The 16417-nt window shown below is 65.8% G+C and carries 18 protein-coding genes; 16 read left to right on the top strand and 2 right to left on the bottom strand.

Annotation, left to right across the window (positions count from 1 at the left end; translation table 11 throughout):
• From mftB to mftG, 6 genes are all read left to right on the top strand, one after another.
• On the top strand, positions 1–171 hold a 171-nt coding region (mftB, locus tag ACFE99_RS12895), incomplete at its 5' end, for a mycofactocin biosynthesis chaperone MftB (RefSeq protein WP_375485865.1).
• Positions 168–1337, top strand: a complete 1170-nt coding sequence (mftC, locus tag ACFE99_RS12900) for a mycofactocin radical SAM maturase (protein WP_375485827.1) — start codon at positions 168–170, stop codon at positions 1335–1337. The genes mftB and mftC, both read left to right, overlap by 4 nt.
• Before the next feature lie 2 nt (positions 1338–1339).
• The gene (mftD, locus tag ACFE99_RS12905; RefSeq protein ID WP_375485829.1) at positions 1340–2533 is read left to right on the top strand and encodes a pre-mycofactocin synthase MftD; all 1194 of its coding nucleotides are present in this window, start codon (positions 1340–1342) and stop codon (positions 2531–2533) included.
• Positions 2534–2635: 102 nt separating this feature from the next.
• A complete protein-coding gene (mftE, locus tag ACFE99_RS12910; RefSeq protein ID WP_375485831.1) occupies positions 2636–3385 on the top strand; it encodes a mycofactocin biosynthesis peptidyl-dipeptidase MftE in 750 nt (249 codons plus the stop codon).
• Positions 3382–4794, top strand: coding sequence for a mycofactocin biosynthesis glycosyltransferase MftF (mftF, locus tag ACFE99_RS12915; protein WP_375485833.1), 1413 nt, complete (start codon positions 3382–3384; stop codon positions 4792–4794). The genes mftE and mftF overlap by 4 nt, the downstream gene beginning before the upstream one ends.
• A gap of 8 nt (positions 4795–4802) precedes the next feature.
• Entirely contained in the window at positions 4803–6248 is a 1446-nt protein-coding gene (mftG, locus tag ACFE99_RS12920; RefSeq protein WP_375485835.1) for a mycofactocin system GMC family oxidoreductase MftG, read from the top strand.
• Here mftG and ACFE99_RS12925 read toward each other — a convergent pair.
• Complete coding sequence (locus ACFE99_RS12925; RefSeq protein WP_375485837.1) at positions 6165–7835, bottom strand: MFS transporter; 1671 nt, start codon at positions 7833–7835, stop codon at positions 6165–6167. The genes mftG and ACFE99_RS12925 overlap by 84 nt on opposite strands.
• 84 nt (positions 7836–7919) lie before the next feature.
• Between ACFE99_RS12925 and ACFE99_RS12930 the strand changes: the two genes are divergently transcribed.
• Positions 7920–8603, top strand: a complete 684-nt coding sequence (locus tag ACFE99_RS12930; RefSeq protein WP_375485839.1) for a TetR/AcrR family transcriptional regulator — start codon at positions 7920–7922, stop codon at positions 8601–8603.
• On the opposite strand, the gene ACFE99_RS12935 is transcribed toward ACFE99_RS12930, so the two are convergent.
• A complete protein-coding gene (locus tag ACFE99_RS12935; protein ID WP_375485841.1) occupies positions 8548–9795 on the bottom strand; it encodes a cytochrome P450 in 1248 nt (415 codons plus the stop codon). The genes ACFE99_RS12930 and ACFE99_RS12935 overlap by 56 nt on opposite strands.
• 156 nt (positions 9796–9951) lie before the next feature.
• On the opposite strand from ACFE99_RS12935, the gene ACFE99_RS12940 reads away from it, so the two are divergent.
• The 9 genes from ACFE99_RS12940 to rpsC form a co-directional block, all read left to right on the top strand.
• Positions 9952–11523: a carboxylesterase/lipase family protein gene (locus tag ACFE99_RS12940; protein ID WP_375485867.1), complete on the top strand. Its 1572-nt coding sequence runs from the start codon at positions 9952–9954 to the stop codon at positions 11521–11523.
• 579 nt (positions 11524–12102) lie between these two features.
• Positions 12103–12408: a 30S ribosomal protein S10 gene (rpsJ, locus tag ACFE99_RS12945; protein WP_003873519.1), complete on the top strand. Its 306-nt coding sequence runs from the start codon at positions 12103–12105 to the stop codon at positions 12406–12408.
• A gap of 14 nt (positions 12409–12422) precedes the next feature.
• Positions 12423–13076: a 50S ribosomal protein L3 gene (gene rplC / locus ACFE99_RS12950; RefSeq protein WP_375485851.1), complete on the top strand. Its 654-nt coding sequence runs from the start codon at positions 12423–12425 to the stop codon at positions 13074–13076.
• Positions 13076–13732: a 50S ribosomal protein L4 gene (gene rplD / locus ACFE99_RS12955; RefSeq protein ID WP_375485853.1), complete on the top strand. Its 657-nt coding sequence runs from the start codon at positions 13076–13078 to the stop codon at positions 13730–13732. The genes rplC and rplD overlap by 1 nt, the downstream gene beginning before the upstream one ends.
• Positions 13732–14034, top strand: a complete 303-nt coding sequence (gene rplW / locus ACFE99_RS12960; RefSeq protein ID WP_375485855.1) for a 50S ribosomal protein L23 — start codon at positions 13732–13734, stop codon at positions 14032–14034. The genes rplD and rplW overlap by 1 nt, the downstream gene beginning before the upstream one ends.
• 25 nt (positions 14035–14059) lie before the next feature.
• Positions 14060–14902, top strand: coding sequence for a 50S ribosomal protein L2 (rplB, locus tag ACFE99_RS12965; protein ID WP_375485858.1), 843 nt, complete (start codon positions 14060–14062; stop codon positions 14900–14902).
• A gap of 9 nt (positions 14903–14911) precedes the next feature.
• Positions 14912–15193: a 30S ribosomal protein S19 gene (gene rpsS, locus ACFE99_RS12970; RefSeq protein ID WP_083089147.1), complete on the top strand. Its 282-nt coding sequence runs from the start codon at positions 14912–14914 to the stop codon at positions 15191–15193.
• Positions 15190–15825, top strand: coding sequence for a 50S ribosomal protein L22 (gene rplV, locus ACFE99_RS12975; RefSeq protein ID WP_375485861.1), 636 nt, complete (start codon positions 15190–15192; stop codon positions 15823–15825). Before rpsS ends, rplV begins: the two co-directional genes overlap by 4 nt.
• On the top strand, positions 15825–16417 hold a 593-nt coding region (gene rpsC, locus ACFE99_RS12980; RefSeq protein WP_375485863.1), incomplete at its 3' end, for a 30S ribosomal protein S3. The genes rplV and rpsC, both read left to right, overlap by 1 nt.

Below are 16417 nucleotides of genomic sequence, written 5' to 3' on the forward strand. Positions count from 1 at the left end.
TTTCTGAAGAATCGCACCATTGTCGCGGTTGTGCAGTCACTAGACGATCACCCGGACGTCCGAACTGCCTGTCTCGCAGTAGGACTCGACGACACCGAATTGGCGCCCTACCTGAACGCGCTCGGCGTGCTCGCCGCCTCCAACATGATCATTCCGCGGGAGAGCACGTGACGACGGCTGTCCCGCGGCTTGTCGAGCAGTTCGAACGCGGGCTCGACGCGCCGATCTGCTTGACCTGGGAACTGACCTACGCCTGCAACCTCGCCTGCGTGCACTGTCTGTCGTCGTCGGGCAAACGCGACCCGCGGGAGCTGTCCACAAAGGAATGCAAGGACATCATCGACGAGCTGGAACGCATGCAGGTGTTCTACGTCAACATCGGTGGTGGGGAACCCACTGTGCGACCGGACTTTTGGGAATTAGTGGAATACGCGACCGAGCACCACGTCGGGGTGAAGTTCTCTACCAACGGTGTACGGATCACCCCGAAGGTGGCCGCCCGACTGGCCGCCAGCGACTACGTCGACGTTCAGATTTCGCTCGACGGCGCGACCGCGGAAGTCAACGACGCCATCCGCGGACCTGGCTCCTACGTGATGGCGGTGCGGGCGCTGGAAAACCTGGCCGCGGCAGGGTTTTCCGATGCCAAGGTCTCCGTCGTGGTGACCCGGCACAATATCGACCAACTCGACGATTTCGCCGCGCTGGTAAGCCGTTACGGCGCCACGCTGCGGATCACCCGGCTACGGCCCTCAGGTCGCGGGGCCGATGTCTGGGACGAGCTGCACCCGACCGCCGACCAGCAGATCCGGCTATACGACTGGTTGGTCGCCAAGGGAGAACGGGTCCTGACCGGTGACTCCTTCTTTCATCTGTCGGGCCTGGGCGCACCGGGCGCACTGGCGGGCCTCAACATGTGCGGGGCCGGGCGGGTGGTGTGCCTGATCGACCCGGTGGGTGACGTGTACGCCTGCCCGTTCGCCATCCATGAGCGCTTCCTTGCTGGAAACGTCTTGTCGGACGGCGGGTTTGACAACGTTTGGAAAAACGCTCCGCTGTTTCGTGAGTTGCGCGAGCCGCAGTCGGCCGGCGCGTGCGGCAGCTGCAGCCACTACGACAGCTGCCGCGGCGGCTGCATGGCGGCCAAGTTCTTCACCGGTCTGCCGATCGACGGACCCGATCCCGAATGCGTGCAAGGCCACGGCGTGGCCGCGCTGGCTCGCGAACGGGTCAAGCCACGCCCGGCCGGTGACCACTCGCACCGAGGCGCCGGACCGGTGCCGCTGACGCTGACCACCCGCCGGCCGAAACGGCTCTGCAACGAGAGCCCGGTGTAGACATGGCCCGCGATCTTTGGTTTGAGACAGTCGCCATCGCCCAGCAGCGAGCCAAGCGCCGGCTCCCAAAGTCGGTTTACTCCTCGCTGATTGCCGCCAGTGAAAAAGGCGTGACAGTTTCCGATAACGTCGAGGCGTTCAGCGAGCTCGGTTTCGCGCCGCACGTTGTGGGTGCCGCGGGCAAACGTGATCTATCTACAACCGTTATGGGACAGCAGATTTCGCTACCCGTGGTCATTTCTCCCACCGGTGTGCAAGCGGTGCACCCGGACGGTGAGGTCGCGGTGGCGAGAGCGGCCGCGGCGCGCGGCACCGCAATGGGGTTGTCCTCGTTTGCCAGCAAACCGATCGAGGAAGTCATCGCGGCATGTGACAAATTGTTCTTCCAGGTGTACTGGCTAGGCGGTCGGGACGCCATCGCCGAGCGGGTCGAACGGGCACGCCAAGCCGGTGCGGTGGGTTTGATCGTCACTACCGACTGGACGTTCTCGCACGGACGCGACTGGGGTAGCCCGAAGATCCCGGAGGACATGAACCTGCGCACCATGCTGCGGTTGTCGCCGGAAGCGATTACTCGGCCGGGCTGGCTGTGGAAGTACGCCAAGACCATGCGTCCGCCGAACTTGCGGGTGCCCAACCATGGCAAACCCGGCGAGCCCGGTCCACCGTTCTTTGCCGCCTACGGGGAATGGATGGCGACTCCACCGCCCACCTGGGCTGACATCGCCTGGTTGCGGGAACTGTGGGGCGGCCCATTCATGCTGAAGGGTGTCATTCGGGTCGACGACGCTAAAAAAGCCGTGGATATTGGGGTTTCGGCGATCTCGGTGTCCAACCACGGCGGCAACAATTTGGACGGCACACCGGCCACCATTCGGGCACTGCCTGCCATCGCCGACGCGGTCGGCGACCAGATCGAGGTGTTGCTGGACGGCGGTATCCGGCGCGGCAGCGATGTGGTCAAGGCGCTGGCGCTGGGTGCCCGTGCGGTGATGATCGGCCGCGCCTACCTGTGGGGCCTGGCCGCGGCCGGCCAACCGGGGGTGGAAAACGTGCTCGACATCCTGCGGGCCGGGATCGACTCCGCATTGATGGGACTCGGACACGCCTCGGTGCACGATCCCGGCCCGGATGACGTCGTGGTTCCCCCGGGGTTTTCCCGTCCGCTTGGCGTCCCCGCGACCGGGGACCGCTAGGGCCAACAGATCGGTCGCGGGAATACTGATGCGGACGGGGCGGCCGTGGCTGAGGTGACCGGAAAAAACTTGTCCCGAGAGCCAACAACCGATGCACGCCAGGTGAATTCGTCCTACCATCGGCAAGTGGCTGTCCTCGCCGAACTCGGGAGCGTGACGTCGAGCCAGCTACGCAACATGCTGCCAGCAGTCCTTATCCCCGTGGGGTCCACCGAACAGCACGGCCCCCACCTCCCGCTGGACACCGACACGCGGATCGCGACCGCGGTCGCGCGAGATGCTGCCGCGCGCCTCGGTCAGCAGCCGCCGGACGCGGCGCACTGGCTGGTGGCGCCGGCCATCGCGTACGGCGACGCCGGCGAGCACCAGAGCTTCGCCGGAACAATCTCGATCGGCACCCAGGCGCTGACCGCGCTGCTGGTGGAGTACGGTAGGTCGGCCACCTGCTGGGCCCAGCGTCTTGCCTTCGTCAACGGCCACGGCGGCAACGTGGCCGCCTTGCGTCAGGCAGTTACTCGGCTGCGGAGCGAGGGGCGCGACGCCGGGTGGTGCCCGTGCGCCGCGCCTGATGCCGACGCGCACGCGGGACACACGGAAACCTCTGTGCTGCTGCACCTTTCGCCAGCCGATGTGCGGACTGACCGGATGTGCGCCGGCAACGGTGCACCGTTGGCAGAGCTGTTGCCGTCGATGCGCCGCGGCGGCGTCGCAGCCGTCAGTGAAGTCGGGGTATTGGGCGACCCGACAACGGCGACAGCAGCGGAGGGCGAGCGGATCCTTGCTGAAATGGTCGATGGCTGTGTGCGCCGGATCGCGCGTTGGGCTCCCGGCGCCGACGGGATGCTGACATGACCCAGAGCCGACTGCCAGACGGGTTCGCTGTGCAGGTCGACCGCCGCGTACGAGTGCTCGGTGAGGGCTCCGCCCTGCTCGGTGGGTCCCCTACCCGGCTGCTGCGATTGGCCCCCGTTGCCCGAGACATGCTCGACGGTGGTCGCCTGAAGGTCCATGACGCGCTCAGCGCAGAGCTGGCCCGGACCCTGCTGGATGCGACCGTGGCTCATCCCCGCCCAGCGGGCGGCCCGTCGCACCGCGACGTGACAGTGGTAATCCCGGTGCGCGACAACGCCTCTGGACTGCGACGGCTTGTGACGTCGCTACGTGGGCTGCGCATCATCATTGTTGACGATGGCTCGGCCGTCCCGGTCGAGCGAGACGACTTTACCGGGACGGGCGCTGATATCGAGGTGCTTCGTCATCCCCGAAGCAGAGGACCGGCCGCCGCGCGCAACACCGGGCTAGCCGCCTGCTCGACCGACTTTGTCGCTTTCCTGGATTCCGACGTGGTGCCGCGCCGAGGCTGGCTGGAAGCCCTTCTCGGCCATTTCTGTGACCCTACCGTCGCGCTTGTGGCGCCGCGGATCGTCGGTCTGCCGCAAAGCGACCATCTGCTCGCGCGTTATGAAGTGGTGCGTTCATCGCTGGACCTGGGTCAGCGGGAAGCGCCGGTGATCCCCTATGGGCCGGTGTCGTATGTCCCGAGCGCAGCGATCATCTGCCGGACCAAGGCGCTTCGTGAGGGCGGCGGGTTCGACGAGACGCTGCGCGCCGGCGAGGACGTCGACTTGTGCTGGCGGCTCGTGGAATCCGGTGCCCGGCTGCGATACGAGCCGATCGCGCTCGTGGCGCACGATCACCGCACGCAGCTGCGGGATTGGCTTTTGCGCAAAGCCTTTTACGGCAGCTCTGCGGCTCCGCTTTCTGCGCGTCATCCAGACAAAACAGCACCGCTGGTGATTTCCGGCTCGGCGCTGGCCATGTGGATTCTGTTGGCGATCGGCTCGACGATCGGGTATCTGGCGTCGCTGGCCGTCGCTGCGCTCACGGGCCGACGCATAGCCAAGAAGATGCAGGGCGCCGAAACTCGTGTTTGGGATGTCGCGGTCGTCGCGGCACGCGGGTTGTGGTCCGCCGCGCTGCAATTGGCGTCAGCCGTCTGCCGGCACTACTGGCCCGTCGCGCTCGCCGCCGCCATCGTGTCCCGGCACTGCCGGCGGGCGGTGATCATCGCGGCGATCATCGATGGGGTCGTGGACTGGGCCAATCACAAGATCGAGAGCGACGGCGACATCAAACCGGTCGGGCTGCTGCCCTACCTGGCGCTCAAGCGCCTGGACGATCTGGCCTACGGCCTTGGTGTGTGGGGCGGGGTAGTGCGGGAGCACAACCTCGGGCCCCTCAAGCCGCAGATCCGGCCCTGACCGCGGCCTTGACCGCAGCCATCCCGCATAGCGATGTGCTGATCGTGGGTGCGGGAAGCGCTGGATCGGTAGTAGCGGAAAGACTTTCCCGCGACCCCGGTTGCGTGGTGACGGTATTAGAGGCCGGTGTGGCGCTCACCGATCCCGAGCTGCTGGCGCAGACCACCAACGGGTTGCAACTGCCGATCGGTGCAGCCAGCCCGCTGGTCCAACGTTATGATGCTCAGCTCACCGAGCGGCCAGCTCGCCGAATGCCGATTGTGCGTGGTGCGACTGTCGGTGGTTCTGGGGCGGTCAACGGTGGCTATTTCTGCCGTGGGTTGCCACGTGACTTCGACAGGGTCGAGGCGCCGGGATGGCGATGGGCCGATGTACTGGACCACTTCCGCGCGATCGAGACCGATTTAGACTTCGATGGTCCGGCACACGGCCGTAACGGCCCGATCCCAGTTCGACGCACGCGTGAATTCGTCGGCACCACAGAGTCTTTCATAGCTGCTGCGCAGCGCGCCGGTTTTGGCTGGATCGATGACCTCAACGATATCGGAGCCGAATGTGGAATGCCCGCCGGCGTTGGTGCTGTCCCGCTCAATATCGTCGACGGTGTCCGCACGGGGTCAGGGGCCGGGTTTCTGCTGCCCGCGCTGAACCGGACCAACCTGACGCTGCTGGAGCGAACACGGGCGATACGGCTACGGTTTTCCGGCACCCGGGCAGTCGGCGTCGACGCGATCGGCCCTGGAGGGGCGATCGCAGCAGCTGCTGATCGAATCGTCTTGTGCGCAGGTGCAATTGAATCGGCGCACTTGTTGATGCTGTCGGGTGTCGGGGACGAGGCCATGTCGCGAGCCGTCGGCGTGCGCGTGCTGGTACCGCTGCCGGTCGGGATGAGTTGCAGCGACCACCCCGAATGGGTGTTGCCCACCAGCTGGGCGGTGGCCCCCCAGCGCCCGGTGCTCGAAGTGGTACTGAGCACTACCGATGGCATTGAAATACGGCCATACACAGGAGGATTCGTCGCTATGGTGGGCGGCGGCGGCACCGGTTACCCAGATTGGCCGCATATCGGGGTAGCGCTCATGCAGCCACGAGCGCGCGGCCGCATCACCCTGGTCTCTGCCGATCCGCTTGTGCCGCCGCGCATTGAGCAACGCTATGACAGCGAGGCCGACGACGTCGCCGCTTTGCGTCGGGGCAGCGAACTTGCGCGGGAACTAGCAGGCGCAGCCGCCCAAGTCGGGGCACCGTTGTGGTCGACGTCGCAACATCTGTGCGGCAGTGCGCCGATGGGCAGCCAGCAGGACCCCGCTGCCGTGGTCGACCATCGTTGCCGGGTACGCGGTATCGAGCGCCTCTGGGTGGTCGACGGCTCAATTCTGCCGGCGATCACCAGCCGCGGACCGCACGCCACTATTGTGATGCTCGCGCACCGGGCCGCCGAGTTCATCGAATGAGATGCGCGAGCTGGCTCGTGCACGGCGCACCAGCCGCAGTTGGCGGCCGTCGCGGCCGGGGGCCCACAGGCCGATCAGCAGCGCGGCAACGGCCACGATTACCGCCATTACCATCGTCGAAGCGTGCATCGCCGTCAAGAACGACGCCTTGCTGACCTCTGCCAGATGGCTACCTTGGGGCCCAAGCCGGCTTGCGACCTGGACTGCCTTGGCCAGCGAGTCTGAAGCCGGACGGCGAACCGCGTCGGGAAATGCCGTCAACCGCGGCACCAGCTCTTGGGTGTAGCGTCCGGCCAGTATCGAGCCCGCGACGGCGATTCCCAGCGCCGCGCCGAGCTCACGGGTGGTGTCGTTGACGGCCGAAGCCACACCCTGATTTTCGTCGGGAACCGCGCCCATGATCGCCGACGTCGTTGGCGCGGTGCATAATCCGATCCCACCGCTGAGGATCAGCGCTGGCCAAGCCAGGTCGAAATACGACGAATGCAGCGCGAGCCCGCCCATGCACACAAATCCCACCGACATCATCAGCATGCCTACGACCAGCACAAGCCGCAGACCCAGCTTCGGTACGTACCAGAAGGACAACGCCGACAACGTCGCCAAGGGCACCATGAACGGACCGAAGGCCAGCGCGGTCATCAAGGGCGAGTAGCCCATGATCTGCTGGACGTATTGCATGCCGAGATAAAAGAACCCGAAGGTCGCACCGAACAGAATGGCGATTGTTCCTACGCCGGTGGCGAAACCGGGATCACCGAACAACCGGACATCGAGCAACGGTTGCGGGCGCCGCAATTCGACAACCCCAAATATCGCCGCGACCGCCCGCCCGGCAGCGATTCCGCCCCACACCACCGAATTGCCCCACCCTCGGGTGGGGGCTTCGAGGATTGCGTACACTAGCACCGCGACGGCGGCGCCGATGAGCGCCGCTCCCAGCCAATCGACTCGCGGAGCGTCGGCCTCGCGCGACGAGGACACCGTGCACGCCAGCACGAAAAGCGCCCCACCTGCAGCACCCAGTGCCCAGAAGATCGACTGCCAGTGCCAAAAGTGAAGTAGCAGGCCAGAACCGAACATGCCGAAAACTCCACCCGACCCGGCGACACCGGCCCAGATGCCAACGGCCTTCATTCGCTCCTCTTTCGGATAGGCCACGGTCAGCAGCGACAGCGTCGCCGGCATCACAAACGCAGCGCCAGCACCGGCCACGCTCCTGGCCACGATGATCTGCATGGGGCTGCCGAATACCGCCGGTGTCACCGAGGCAGCCGAAAAAATGAGCAAGCCGACCAGCAATGCGCCGCGCCGGCCATAGCGGTCGCCGATCGCTCCGGCGGGCAGCAGCAAACAGGCAAGCACCACCGTGTATCCGTCGACCACCCAGTTCAATTCTGACTGGGTTGCGCCCGTCACCTTGGCGATATCGCTTAGCGCGGTATTGAGCGCGACCATCGACGCGACTACCAGCGACACGCCGATGCAGGCGACGGTCAGTGTCCAGATTCGTGCGCGATCCCCGATTAGCGCAACGCCACCCACCGCACCACTAGGCTGGTCACGCCGAATGAGGGTGTCGACCATAGGACGTGCCTCCTTTGCGGTGGCTAGGCACTTTCGAGACTAACAGTCTCGTAGATAGACGGCTAGTCTTGTTCGAAACAGGAGGTGGTCCACATCGCCGACCGGAGTACCGATCCGCGGCCAGCGCGTTCTCGCGCTCGTTTGCTGGAAGCCGCCACCGCGTTGCTTCGGTCTGGGGGGCCCAGTGCGGTGACCATCGATGCGGTCACTCGTGGCGCCAACGTGGCCCGAGCCACTCTGTACCGCCACTTCCCAAGCGGAAATGATTTGCTGGCAGCTGCATTTAACAGCCTACTCCCGCCGGCGCCGATGCCGCCGGACGAAGGTTCGCTGCGCGACCGGCTCATCGCTTTGGTACTGGCCGAGGCGGAGTTGATCGCGGAGGCGCCCGGCATGCTGACCGCGATGTCCTGGATGGCGCTGGGCGGCGACCTCGAGCAGTTGCCCGAACCGCGTCACACCGCCGATAGCCCTGCGCTGAGCAGCCTGCGGGAACGCATCGCCCAGCAGTACGCGGCCCCGTTCGATGCCATTTTCGATAGCCCGGAGGCGGCCGAACTGGGCGAGATCGATCGCTCCCGCGCGATCGCGCTCCTGATCGGCCCATTGGTTTTGGGCCGGTTATCCACCTTGCCTGATTTCGACTACCGCGAGTGCGCCTATGCAGCAGTCGACGGGTTCCTGTACGTGCACCGCGAGCAAAGCAAGAGCATCACCGCAACTGATAGCGGATCGGCAGGTGCTTCAGACCGCCGACAAATACGGTAGCGATAAGTTCCGGCTCGCCGTTCAGCTCAATAGATTTCAGCCGCGGTAGCAGCTCGGTGAAAAAGCTGTTCACCTCCATCCGGGCTAGTGCGGCGCCCAGGCAGAAGTGCACCCCGTATCCAAAAGCCAAGTGCTTGTTGGGATCACGCCCCACATCGAAGCGGAACGGGTCGTCGAACACCGCCTCGTCGCGGTTGCCGGAAACGTAGGACAGATAGACCGACTCGCCTTTGGCGATCGGCACACCGCGGACGACGGTGTCCTCGGTGGCGGTGCGCATGAATTCCTTGACCGGAGTGACCCAGCAAATCATCTCTTCGACGGCTAGCGGCATCAGCTCCAGGTTGTCGGTGAGTCGCTTTCGCTGATCGGGGTTTTCGATCAGCGCATGCAGGCCACCGGCAATGGTCGCGCTGGTGGTGTCATGGCCGGCCGTGGCGATGATTACGTAATACGAGGCGGTCTCGACGTCCGACAGTGGTTGACCGTCCACGCGGGCATTGGCAATCGCGGACGCGAGATCCTCGGTTGGCTGCGCACGCCGCGATGCGGTGAGAGCGCTGAAATAGCCGAAGAAATCGAGCAATACCTGGAGTTGTTCTTCGGGGGTGTTGCCGCGTTTGAATTCGGCGTCGTCGCCGCCGAAGAGCTCCTGGGTGAGCTTTAGCATCCGCGGGAAATCCGATTCTGGTAGGCCCAGCAGCGACAATATGACGTACAGCGGATAGTTGACGGCAACCTCTTGCACGAAGTCGCACTCGTTGCCGGCGGCCATCTTGTCGACATAGATCTTGGCCAGTTCGTCGACGCGGACCTTCAGCGCCCGCATCGCCTTGGGCCGAAACCAGTCCGCGCCGATTGCCCGCACCACCCGGTGCTGCGGGTCGTCCATGTGGATCAGCGTGCGCAGGCCAGTCCCCGCTTCTAGTTGGGCCCGCGCGATGTCGTCGTTCTCCGCGGTCTGCAGCAGCGGCCGGGGTTCGTTGATCCACAAGTTGTTGGCCCGCTCGATTTCCATGATGTCGGCGTGTTTGGTGATCGCCCAGAACGGCCGGTAGGGCGGACAATCGACCAGCGACACCGGGGCGTGGACGCGTAGATGAGCCAGCGCCGCATGCAGGCGTGGCTCGTCGGTGTAGGCGGTCGGGTCGGCGAATACCTTCGCAGCCTCGTCAATGATCGGTGTGCTCATCGGACTCCTCGCGTCGCTGGGCTGTCATCAGTGTCAGGGATTTGCGACGCGGGGGGAGCGGTTTGCGTCGATCCGTTGGCCCCGCCTTGTCCTAGGCTCGGTTTCGTGCGAATCGCACTACCACGCGTGGGGGCCATCGCGGTGTTGGTGACCGCGATGTTGGTGGCGGCATGCGGTCATGGCGGCGTTCTGCCACGGCAAAAGTCGGCCTCGGATCGCACGGGCCCAGCAGACGCCGGCGTAGTCCGCACCGCCTTTGGTCTGGTGCGTGGTCAAGTGGCTGCCGATTACCGGCTGTTCCAAGGAATTCCGTACGCGGCGCCCCCGGTGGGGCCGCTGCGCTGGCAGCCGCCGCATCCGCCGGCGCCGTGGCATGGGATGCGGGATGCCAGTAAGCCGGGCCCGCAGTGCATGCAAGAAAGCCGCGGCCGAAAGGCGACCGGCGAAGACTGCCTGACACTCAATGTGTGGACGCCACCGCTCAAGGCGACCGCCGAGAAACATCCGGTGATGGTGTGGATCCATGGCGGCGGCTTCGTCAACGGCAGCGGCGACATCTACAACTCGCGGTGGCTGGTGGGGCAGGGCCACATCGTCGTCGTCACCATCAACTACCGGTTGGGCGCGCTCGGATTTCTGGCTCACCCGTCGCTCGGCGAGGGCGATCGTGTCGGCAACTACGGGTTGGCCGACCAGCAAGCGGCACTGCGCTGGGTACGCGACAACATCGCCGACTTCGGCGGGGATCCGACCAGAGTCACCATCGCCGGGGAATCGGCCGGCGCGATGTCGGCGTGCGATCACCTGGTGGCACCGGGATCGGCTGGGCTGTTCCGCGCGGCAATCATGCAAAGCGGTCCGTGCCAGGCGCAGGCCGACCTAGCGACCGCGCAGCGCAGCAGCCTGGACTATGCGGCGTCGGTGGGATGCGCCGATCCCGGCACCGCCGCGCAGTGCTTGCGCGCGCTGCCGGCCACCAAGCTGGCCCGACCGCCATGGTATGTGCGGATCGGCGACTCAGACTCGTTGTCGGGTCCGGCGACCGGGACAGCGACGCTGCCGGTCAACCCGGTCGCGGCGATCGTCGCTGGCCGCGCAGCCAAGGTTCCGGTGTTGATCGGCACCAACCAGGACGAATTCACGATGTTCACCGCGCTGCGGTATCTGAGGCTTGGCCGCACCATGACGGCCGCGGAGTATCCACGTGTGCTGGCCGATATTTTCGGTCCTGACGGTCGAGCGGTGGTGTCGCACTATCCACCCGAGCGCTACGGCGGCGACGTGTCGCTCGCCTACGCCGCCGCGGTGACCGACGGTGTATTCGCTTGCGTCGCTGACCGAATGGCCGAAGGGCTGCGTCGGGGACCGCCGGTGTATGCCTATGAATTCGACGACCGCGGGGCTCCGGCGCCCAACCCGCTGCGCCGTGCGCCGTTCCCGGTCGGTGCCAGCCACTCGCTGGAGTTGCGCTACCTGTTCGCGGTCGGCGGGGCGCCCGCGCTGAGCCCGGCCCAGCGCCAGCTGTCCATCCAGATGATCGATTACTGGACGCAGTTCGTCACGACCGGCGTACCCAAAGCGGCCGGCCAACCCGGCTGGCCGCCGCTGGGCGGCGATCCGGCGCACAGCCCATACATGTCGCTGCGGCCTGACGGCAGCAGGGTGGTCAGCAACTTCGCCGAGTCGCACCAATGCCGGTTCTGGGCGAGTTTGAAAGGAAAGCGCTAGGGGCCTGCGGCGGCGCGCCGAGACTGCGGTCATGGCGTGCAATCGTGCTCGACAGGCGCGGTACGTGCAGCCTCGACGCCACTACCGCAGTCTCGCCGCCACTACCGCAGTCTCGCCGCCACTACCGCAGTCTCAGCCGGCAACCGCGCCATCGCCGCCGCCGAGAACAGCCGCGTGCCGCCCGTGAGGCCAGACAGACGCTGCCAAGCCTGATCGGTAACGCTCGGACCGGGCATGCCGCTCACCTCACTGGGGAGTAAGAAACCGCTGCGCCCGGGCGGCTGAAGATTTGGCCAATACCATGATCTAGGGCATACTGTTCAGGTTGCCTTGCGCCGGGTTCGCGCCTGGCCAGGCATCCGACCGGCGCCCTCACGGGCGCGTCCGGTCCCAACCTCGGAGCGCGACGATTTTGAACGCGAACGAGGCTGTGCGTGGGCGACACACCCGAGCGCGGGGACCGGTGGACCAGGACAGGTAAACAGCGGCGCAATATCCGGCGCGGCGGTGGATCGAGCAAGTTCGATCGGCGCTGGGCACACCGGGTCGAGGACATGGGAAGAGTGAGGTAGGAGACGCGTGGCGGGACAGAAGATCCGCATCAGGCTCAAGGCCTACGACCACGAGGCCATTGACGCCTCGGCGCGCAAGATCGTCGAGACGGTCGTGCGCACGGGTGCCAGCGTGGTCGGTCCGGTGCCGCTGCCGACCGAGAAGAACGTGTACTGCGTCATTCGATCCCCGCACAAGTACAAGGACTCGCGGGAGCACTTCGAAATGCGCACCCACAAGCGGCTGATCGACATCCTCGATCCGACACCGAAGACGGTGGACGCGCTGATGCGCATCGATCTGCCGGCCAGCGTCGACGTCAACATCCAGTAGGAGTTTCCGAAGCAATGGCGAGGAAAGGCATTCTCGGCACCAAGCTGGGCATGACGCAGGTGTTCGACGAGAACAACAGAGTTGTCCCGGTGACGGTGGTCAGGGCCGGGCCGAATGTGGTTACGCGCATCCGCACTCCCGAGCGCGACGGCTACAGCGCCATTCAGCTGGCCTACGGCGAAATCAGTCCGCGCAAGGTCAACCGGCCGCTGACCGGTCAGTACAACGCCGCCGGTGTCAACCCGCGCCGGCACCTGGCCGAGCTGCGGCTCGACGACCCGGAGGCGGCCGCCGAGTACCAGGTGGGCCAGGAGTTGACCGCCGACATCTTCACCGACGGCAGCTACGTCGACGTGACCGGCACCTCCAAGGGCAAGGGCTTTGCCGGCACCATGAAGCGGCACGGGTTTCGCGGGCAGGGCGCCAGCCACGGCGCTCAGGCGGTACACCGACGCCCAGGTTCGATCGGCGGCTGCGCTACCCCGGCGCGGGTGTTCAAGGGCACCCGGATGGCCGGCCGGATGGGCAACGACCGCGTGACGACCCAGAACCTGTTGGTGCACAAGGTCGACGCTGAGAACGGCGTGCTGCTGATCAAGGGCGCCATCCCCGGGCGCAGGGGCGGCCTGGTGATGGTGCGCACCGCGATCAAAAAGGGTGAAAAGTAATGGCAGCCATCAAGATTGAGGTCAAGACGCCGGACGGCAAGACTGAGGGCTCGGTAGAACTGCCGGCGGAGCTGTTCGACGTCGAAGCCAACATCCCGTTGATGCACCAGGTGGTCACCGCGCAGCGGGCGGTTGCCCGCCAAGGCACACACTCGACAAAGACGCGCGGCGAGGTGCGCGGCGGCGGTCGGAAGCCGTACCGGCAGAAGGGCACTGGCCGCGCCCGGCAGGGCTCGGTGCGGGCCCCCCAGTTCACCGGCGGCGGTACCGTGCACGGTCCCAAGCCCCGTGACTACAGCCAGCGCACCCCGAAGAAGATGATCGCCGCAGCGTTGCGCGGTGCGCTTTCGGACCGGGCACGCAACGGCCGCATCCATGCGGTCACCGAAATCGTGTCGGGTCAGACCCCGTCGACCAAGAGCGCCAAGGCGTTTCTGGCCACGCTGACCGACCGCAAGCAGGTCCTAGTAGTCATCGGGCGCAGCGACGAAACCGGAGCCAAGAGCGTGCGCAACCTGCCCGGCGTGCACGTCCTGGCGCCTGACCAGCTCAACACCTATGACGTGCTGCACGCCGACGACGTGGTTTTTTCCGTCGAGGCGCTCAACGCCTACATCGCTGCCAACAGCACGAGCGCTGAGGAGGTTTCGGCCTAATGGCGACCGTCACCGACCCCCGCGACATCATCCTGGCGCCGGTCATCTCGGAGAAGTCCTACGGGTTGATCGACGACAACGTCTACACGTTTTTGGTGCACCCTGACTCGAATAAGACGCAGATCAAAATCGCGATAGAGAAGATCTTCTCCGTCAAGGTGGTGTCGGTCAACACCGCCAACCGGCAGGGTAAGCGCAAGCGCACCAGGAGCGGCTACGGCAAGCGCAAGAACACCAAGCGCGCCATCGTGACCCTGGCGCCAGGCAGCAAGCCGATCGACCTGTTCGGGGCACCGGCGTAGCCGAGGATAGAAAGACTTAGCAGAGATGGGAATTCGCAAATACAAGCCGACGTCTCCCGGCCGTCGCGGTGGCAGCGTCTCCGATTTCGCGGAGATCACCCGCTCGACCCCGGAGAAGTCGTTGGTGCGCCCGTTGCACGGCCATGGTGGGCGCAACGCGCATGGCCGGATCACCACCCGGCACAAGGGCGGTGGCCACAAGCGCGCGTACCGGATCATCGACTTCCGTCGCAACGACAAAGACGGCATCAACGCGAAGGTCGCGCACATCGAATACGACCCCAACCGCACCGCCAACATCGCGCTGCTGCACTACCTGGACGGCGAGAAGCGCTACATCATTGCGCCGCAGGGTCTTTCGCAGGGCGATGTGGTGGAGTCGGGACCCAACGCAGACATCAAGCCGGGCAACAACCTGCCGCTGCGCAACATCCCGGCCGGTACGTTGATCCACGCCGTGGAGCTGCGGCCAGGCGGCGGTGCCAAGCTGGCCCGCTCGGCCGGGTCGAGCATCCAGTTGCTCGGCAAAGAAGGCACTTACGCGTCGCTGCGGATGCCAAGTGGTGAAATCCGCCGGGTCGACGTGCGGTGTCGCGCCACGGTCGGCGAGGTCGGCAACGCGGAGCAGGCGAACATCAACTGGGGCAAGGCCGGTCGGATGCGGTGGAAGGGCAAGCGCCCGTCGGTCCGCGGTGTGGTGATGAACCCGGTGGACCACCCGCACGGCGGCGGCGAGGGCAAGACCTCCGGTGGCCGTCACCCGGTCAGCCCGTGGGGCAAGCCCGAGGGCCGTACGCGCAGGCGTCACAAGCCCAGCGACAAGCTCATCGTCCGACGCCGGCGCACCGGCAAGAAACACTCGCGCTAGGAGCAGCCGATGCCACGCAGCCTGAAGAAGGGTCCGTTCGTCGACGACCATCTGCTCAAGAAGGTGGACGCACAGAACGAGAAGAACACCAAGCAGGTCATCAAGACCTGGTCGCGGCGGTCGACCATCATCCCGGACTTCGTCGGCCACACCTTCGCCGTGCATGACGGCCGCAAGCATGTGCCAGTGTTCATCACCGAGGCGATGGTGGGCCACAAGTTGGGCGAATTCGCGCCGACGCGCACCTTCAAGGGACACATCAAAGACGACCGGAAGGCCAGGCGCCGATGACCGCCGCTACCGAATTCCCGTCGGCGGTCGCCAAAGCCCGGTTCGTGCGGGTGTCGCCGAGGAAGGCGCGCCGGGTGATCGACTTGGTCCGCGGTAAGCCGGTGGCCGAGGCGCTCGACATCCTGCGCTGGGCACCGCAGGCGGCCAGCGAGCCGGTGGCCAAGGTGATTGCCAGCGCTGCCGCCAACGCGCAGAACAACAACGGCCTGGACCCGGCCACCCTGGTCGTGGCCACCGTCCACGCCGACGACGGCCCGACCGCCAAGCGCATCCGCCCGCGCGCTCAGGGGCGCGCCTTCCGGATCCGTCGGCGCACTAGCCACATCACGGTGGTGGTCGAAAGCCGGCCGGTCAAGGATCAGCGGGCCGCTCAGTCGTCGCGATCCCGCCGCGCCCAGGCCAGCAAGGCCGCCGCCACCAAGGAAGCGCCCGCCAAGAAGGCGGCTGCGAAGGAAGCGCCCGCCAAGAAGGCGTCCGCCAAAGCGCCTGTCAAAAAGGCACCGGAAAAGAAGGCAACCGCCGCCAAGGCGCCTGCGAAGAAGGCGCCCGCGAAGAAAGCATCCGCAACGAAGTCCAGCGAGACTTCGCAGACTTCTTCAGAGACTTCTGAAGCGAAGGGAGGCTCGCAGTAGTGGGCCAGAAAATCAATCCGCACGGCTTCCGGCTGGGCATCACCACCGACTGGAAGTCGCGCTGGTATGCCGACAAGCAGTATGCCGAGTACGTCAAGGAGGACGTCGCGATCCGGCGGCTGCTGTCCAGCGGGCTGGAGCGCGCAGGTATCGCCGACGTGGAAATCGAACGCACGCGTGACCGGGTTCGGGTCGACATCCATACCGCGCGCCCGGGCATCGTGATCGGACGTCGCGGCACCGAGGCGGACCGCATCCGCGCCGACCTGGAAAAGTTGACTGGCAAGCAGGTTCAGCTCAACATCCTCGAAGTGAAAAACCCTGAGTCCCAAGCACAATTAGTCGCCCAGGGAGTTGCCGAGCAGTTGAGCAACCGGGTGGCGTTCCGCCGGGCGATGCGTAAGGCCATCCAGTCGGCGATGCGTCAGCCCAACGTCAAAGGCATCCGGGTGCAGTGCTCGGGCCGCCTCGGCGGTGCGGAGATGAGCCGCTCGGAGTTCTACCGCGAAGGCCGCGTTCCGCTGCACACCCTGCGCGCCGACATCGACTATGGCTTGTACGAAGCCAAGACCACCTTCGGGCGCATCGGTGT

Source organism: uncultured Mycobacterium sp., assembly GCF_964249325.1.
In the GTDB taxonomy this organism is placed as follows: domain Bacteria; phylum Actinomycetota; class Actinomycetes; order Mycobacteriales; family Mycobacteriaceae; genus Mycobacterium.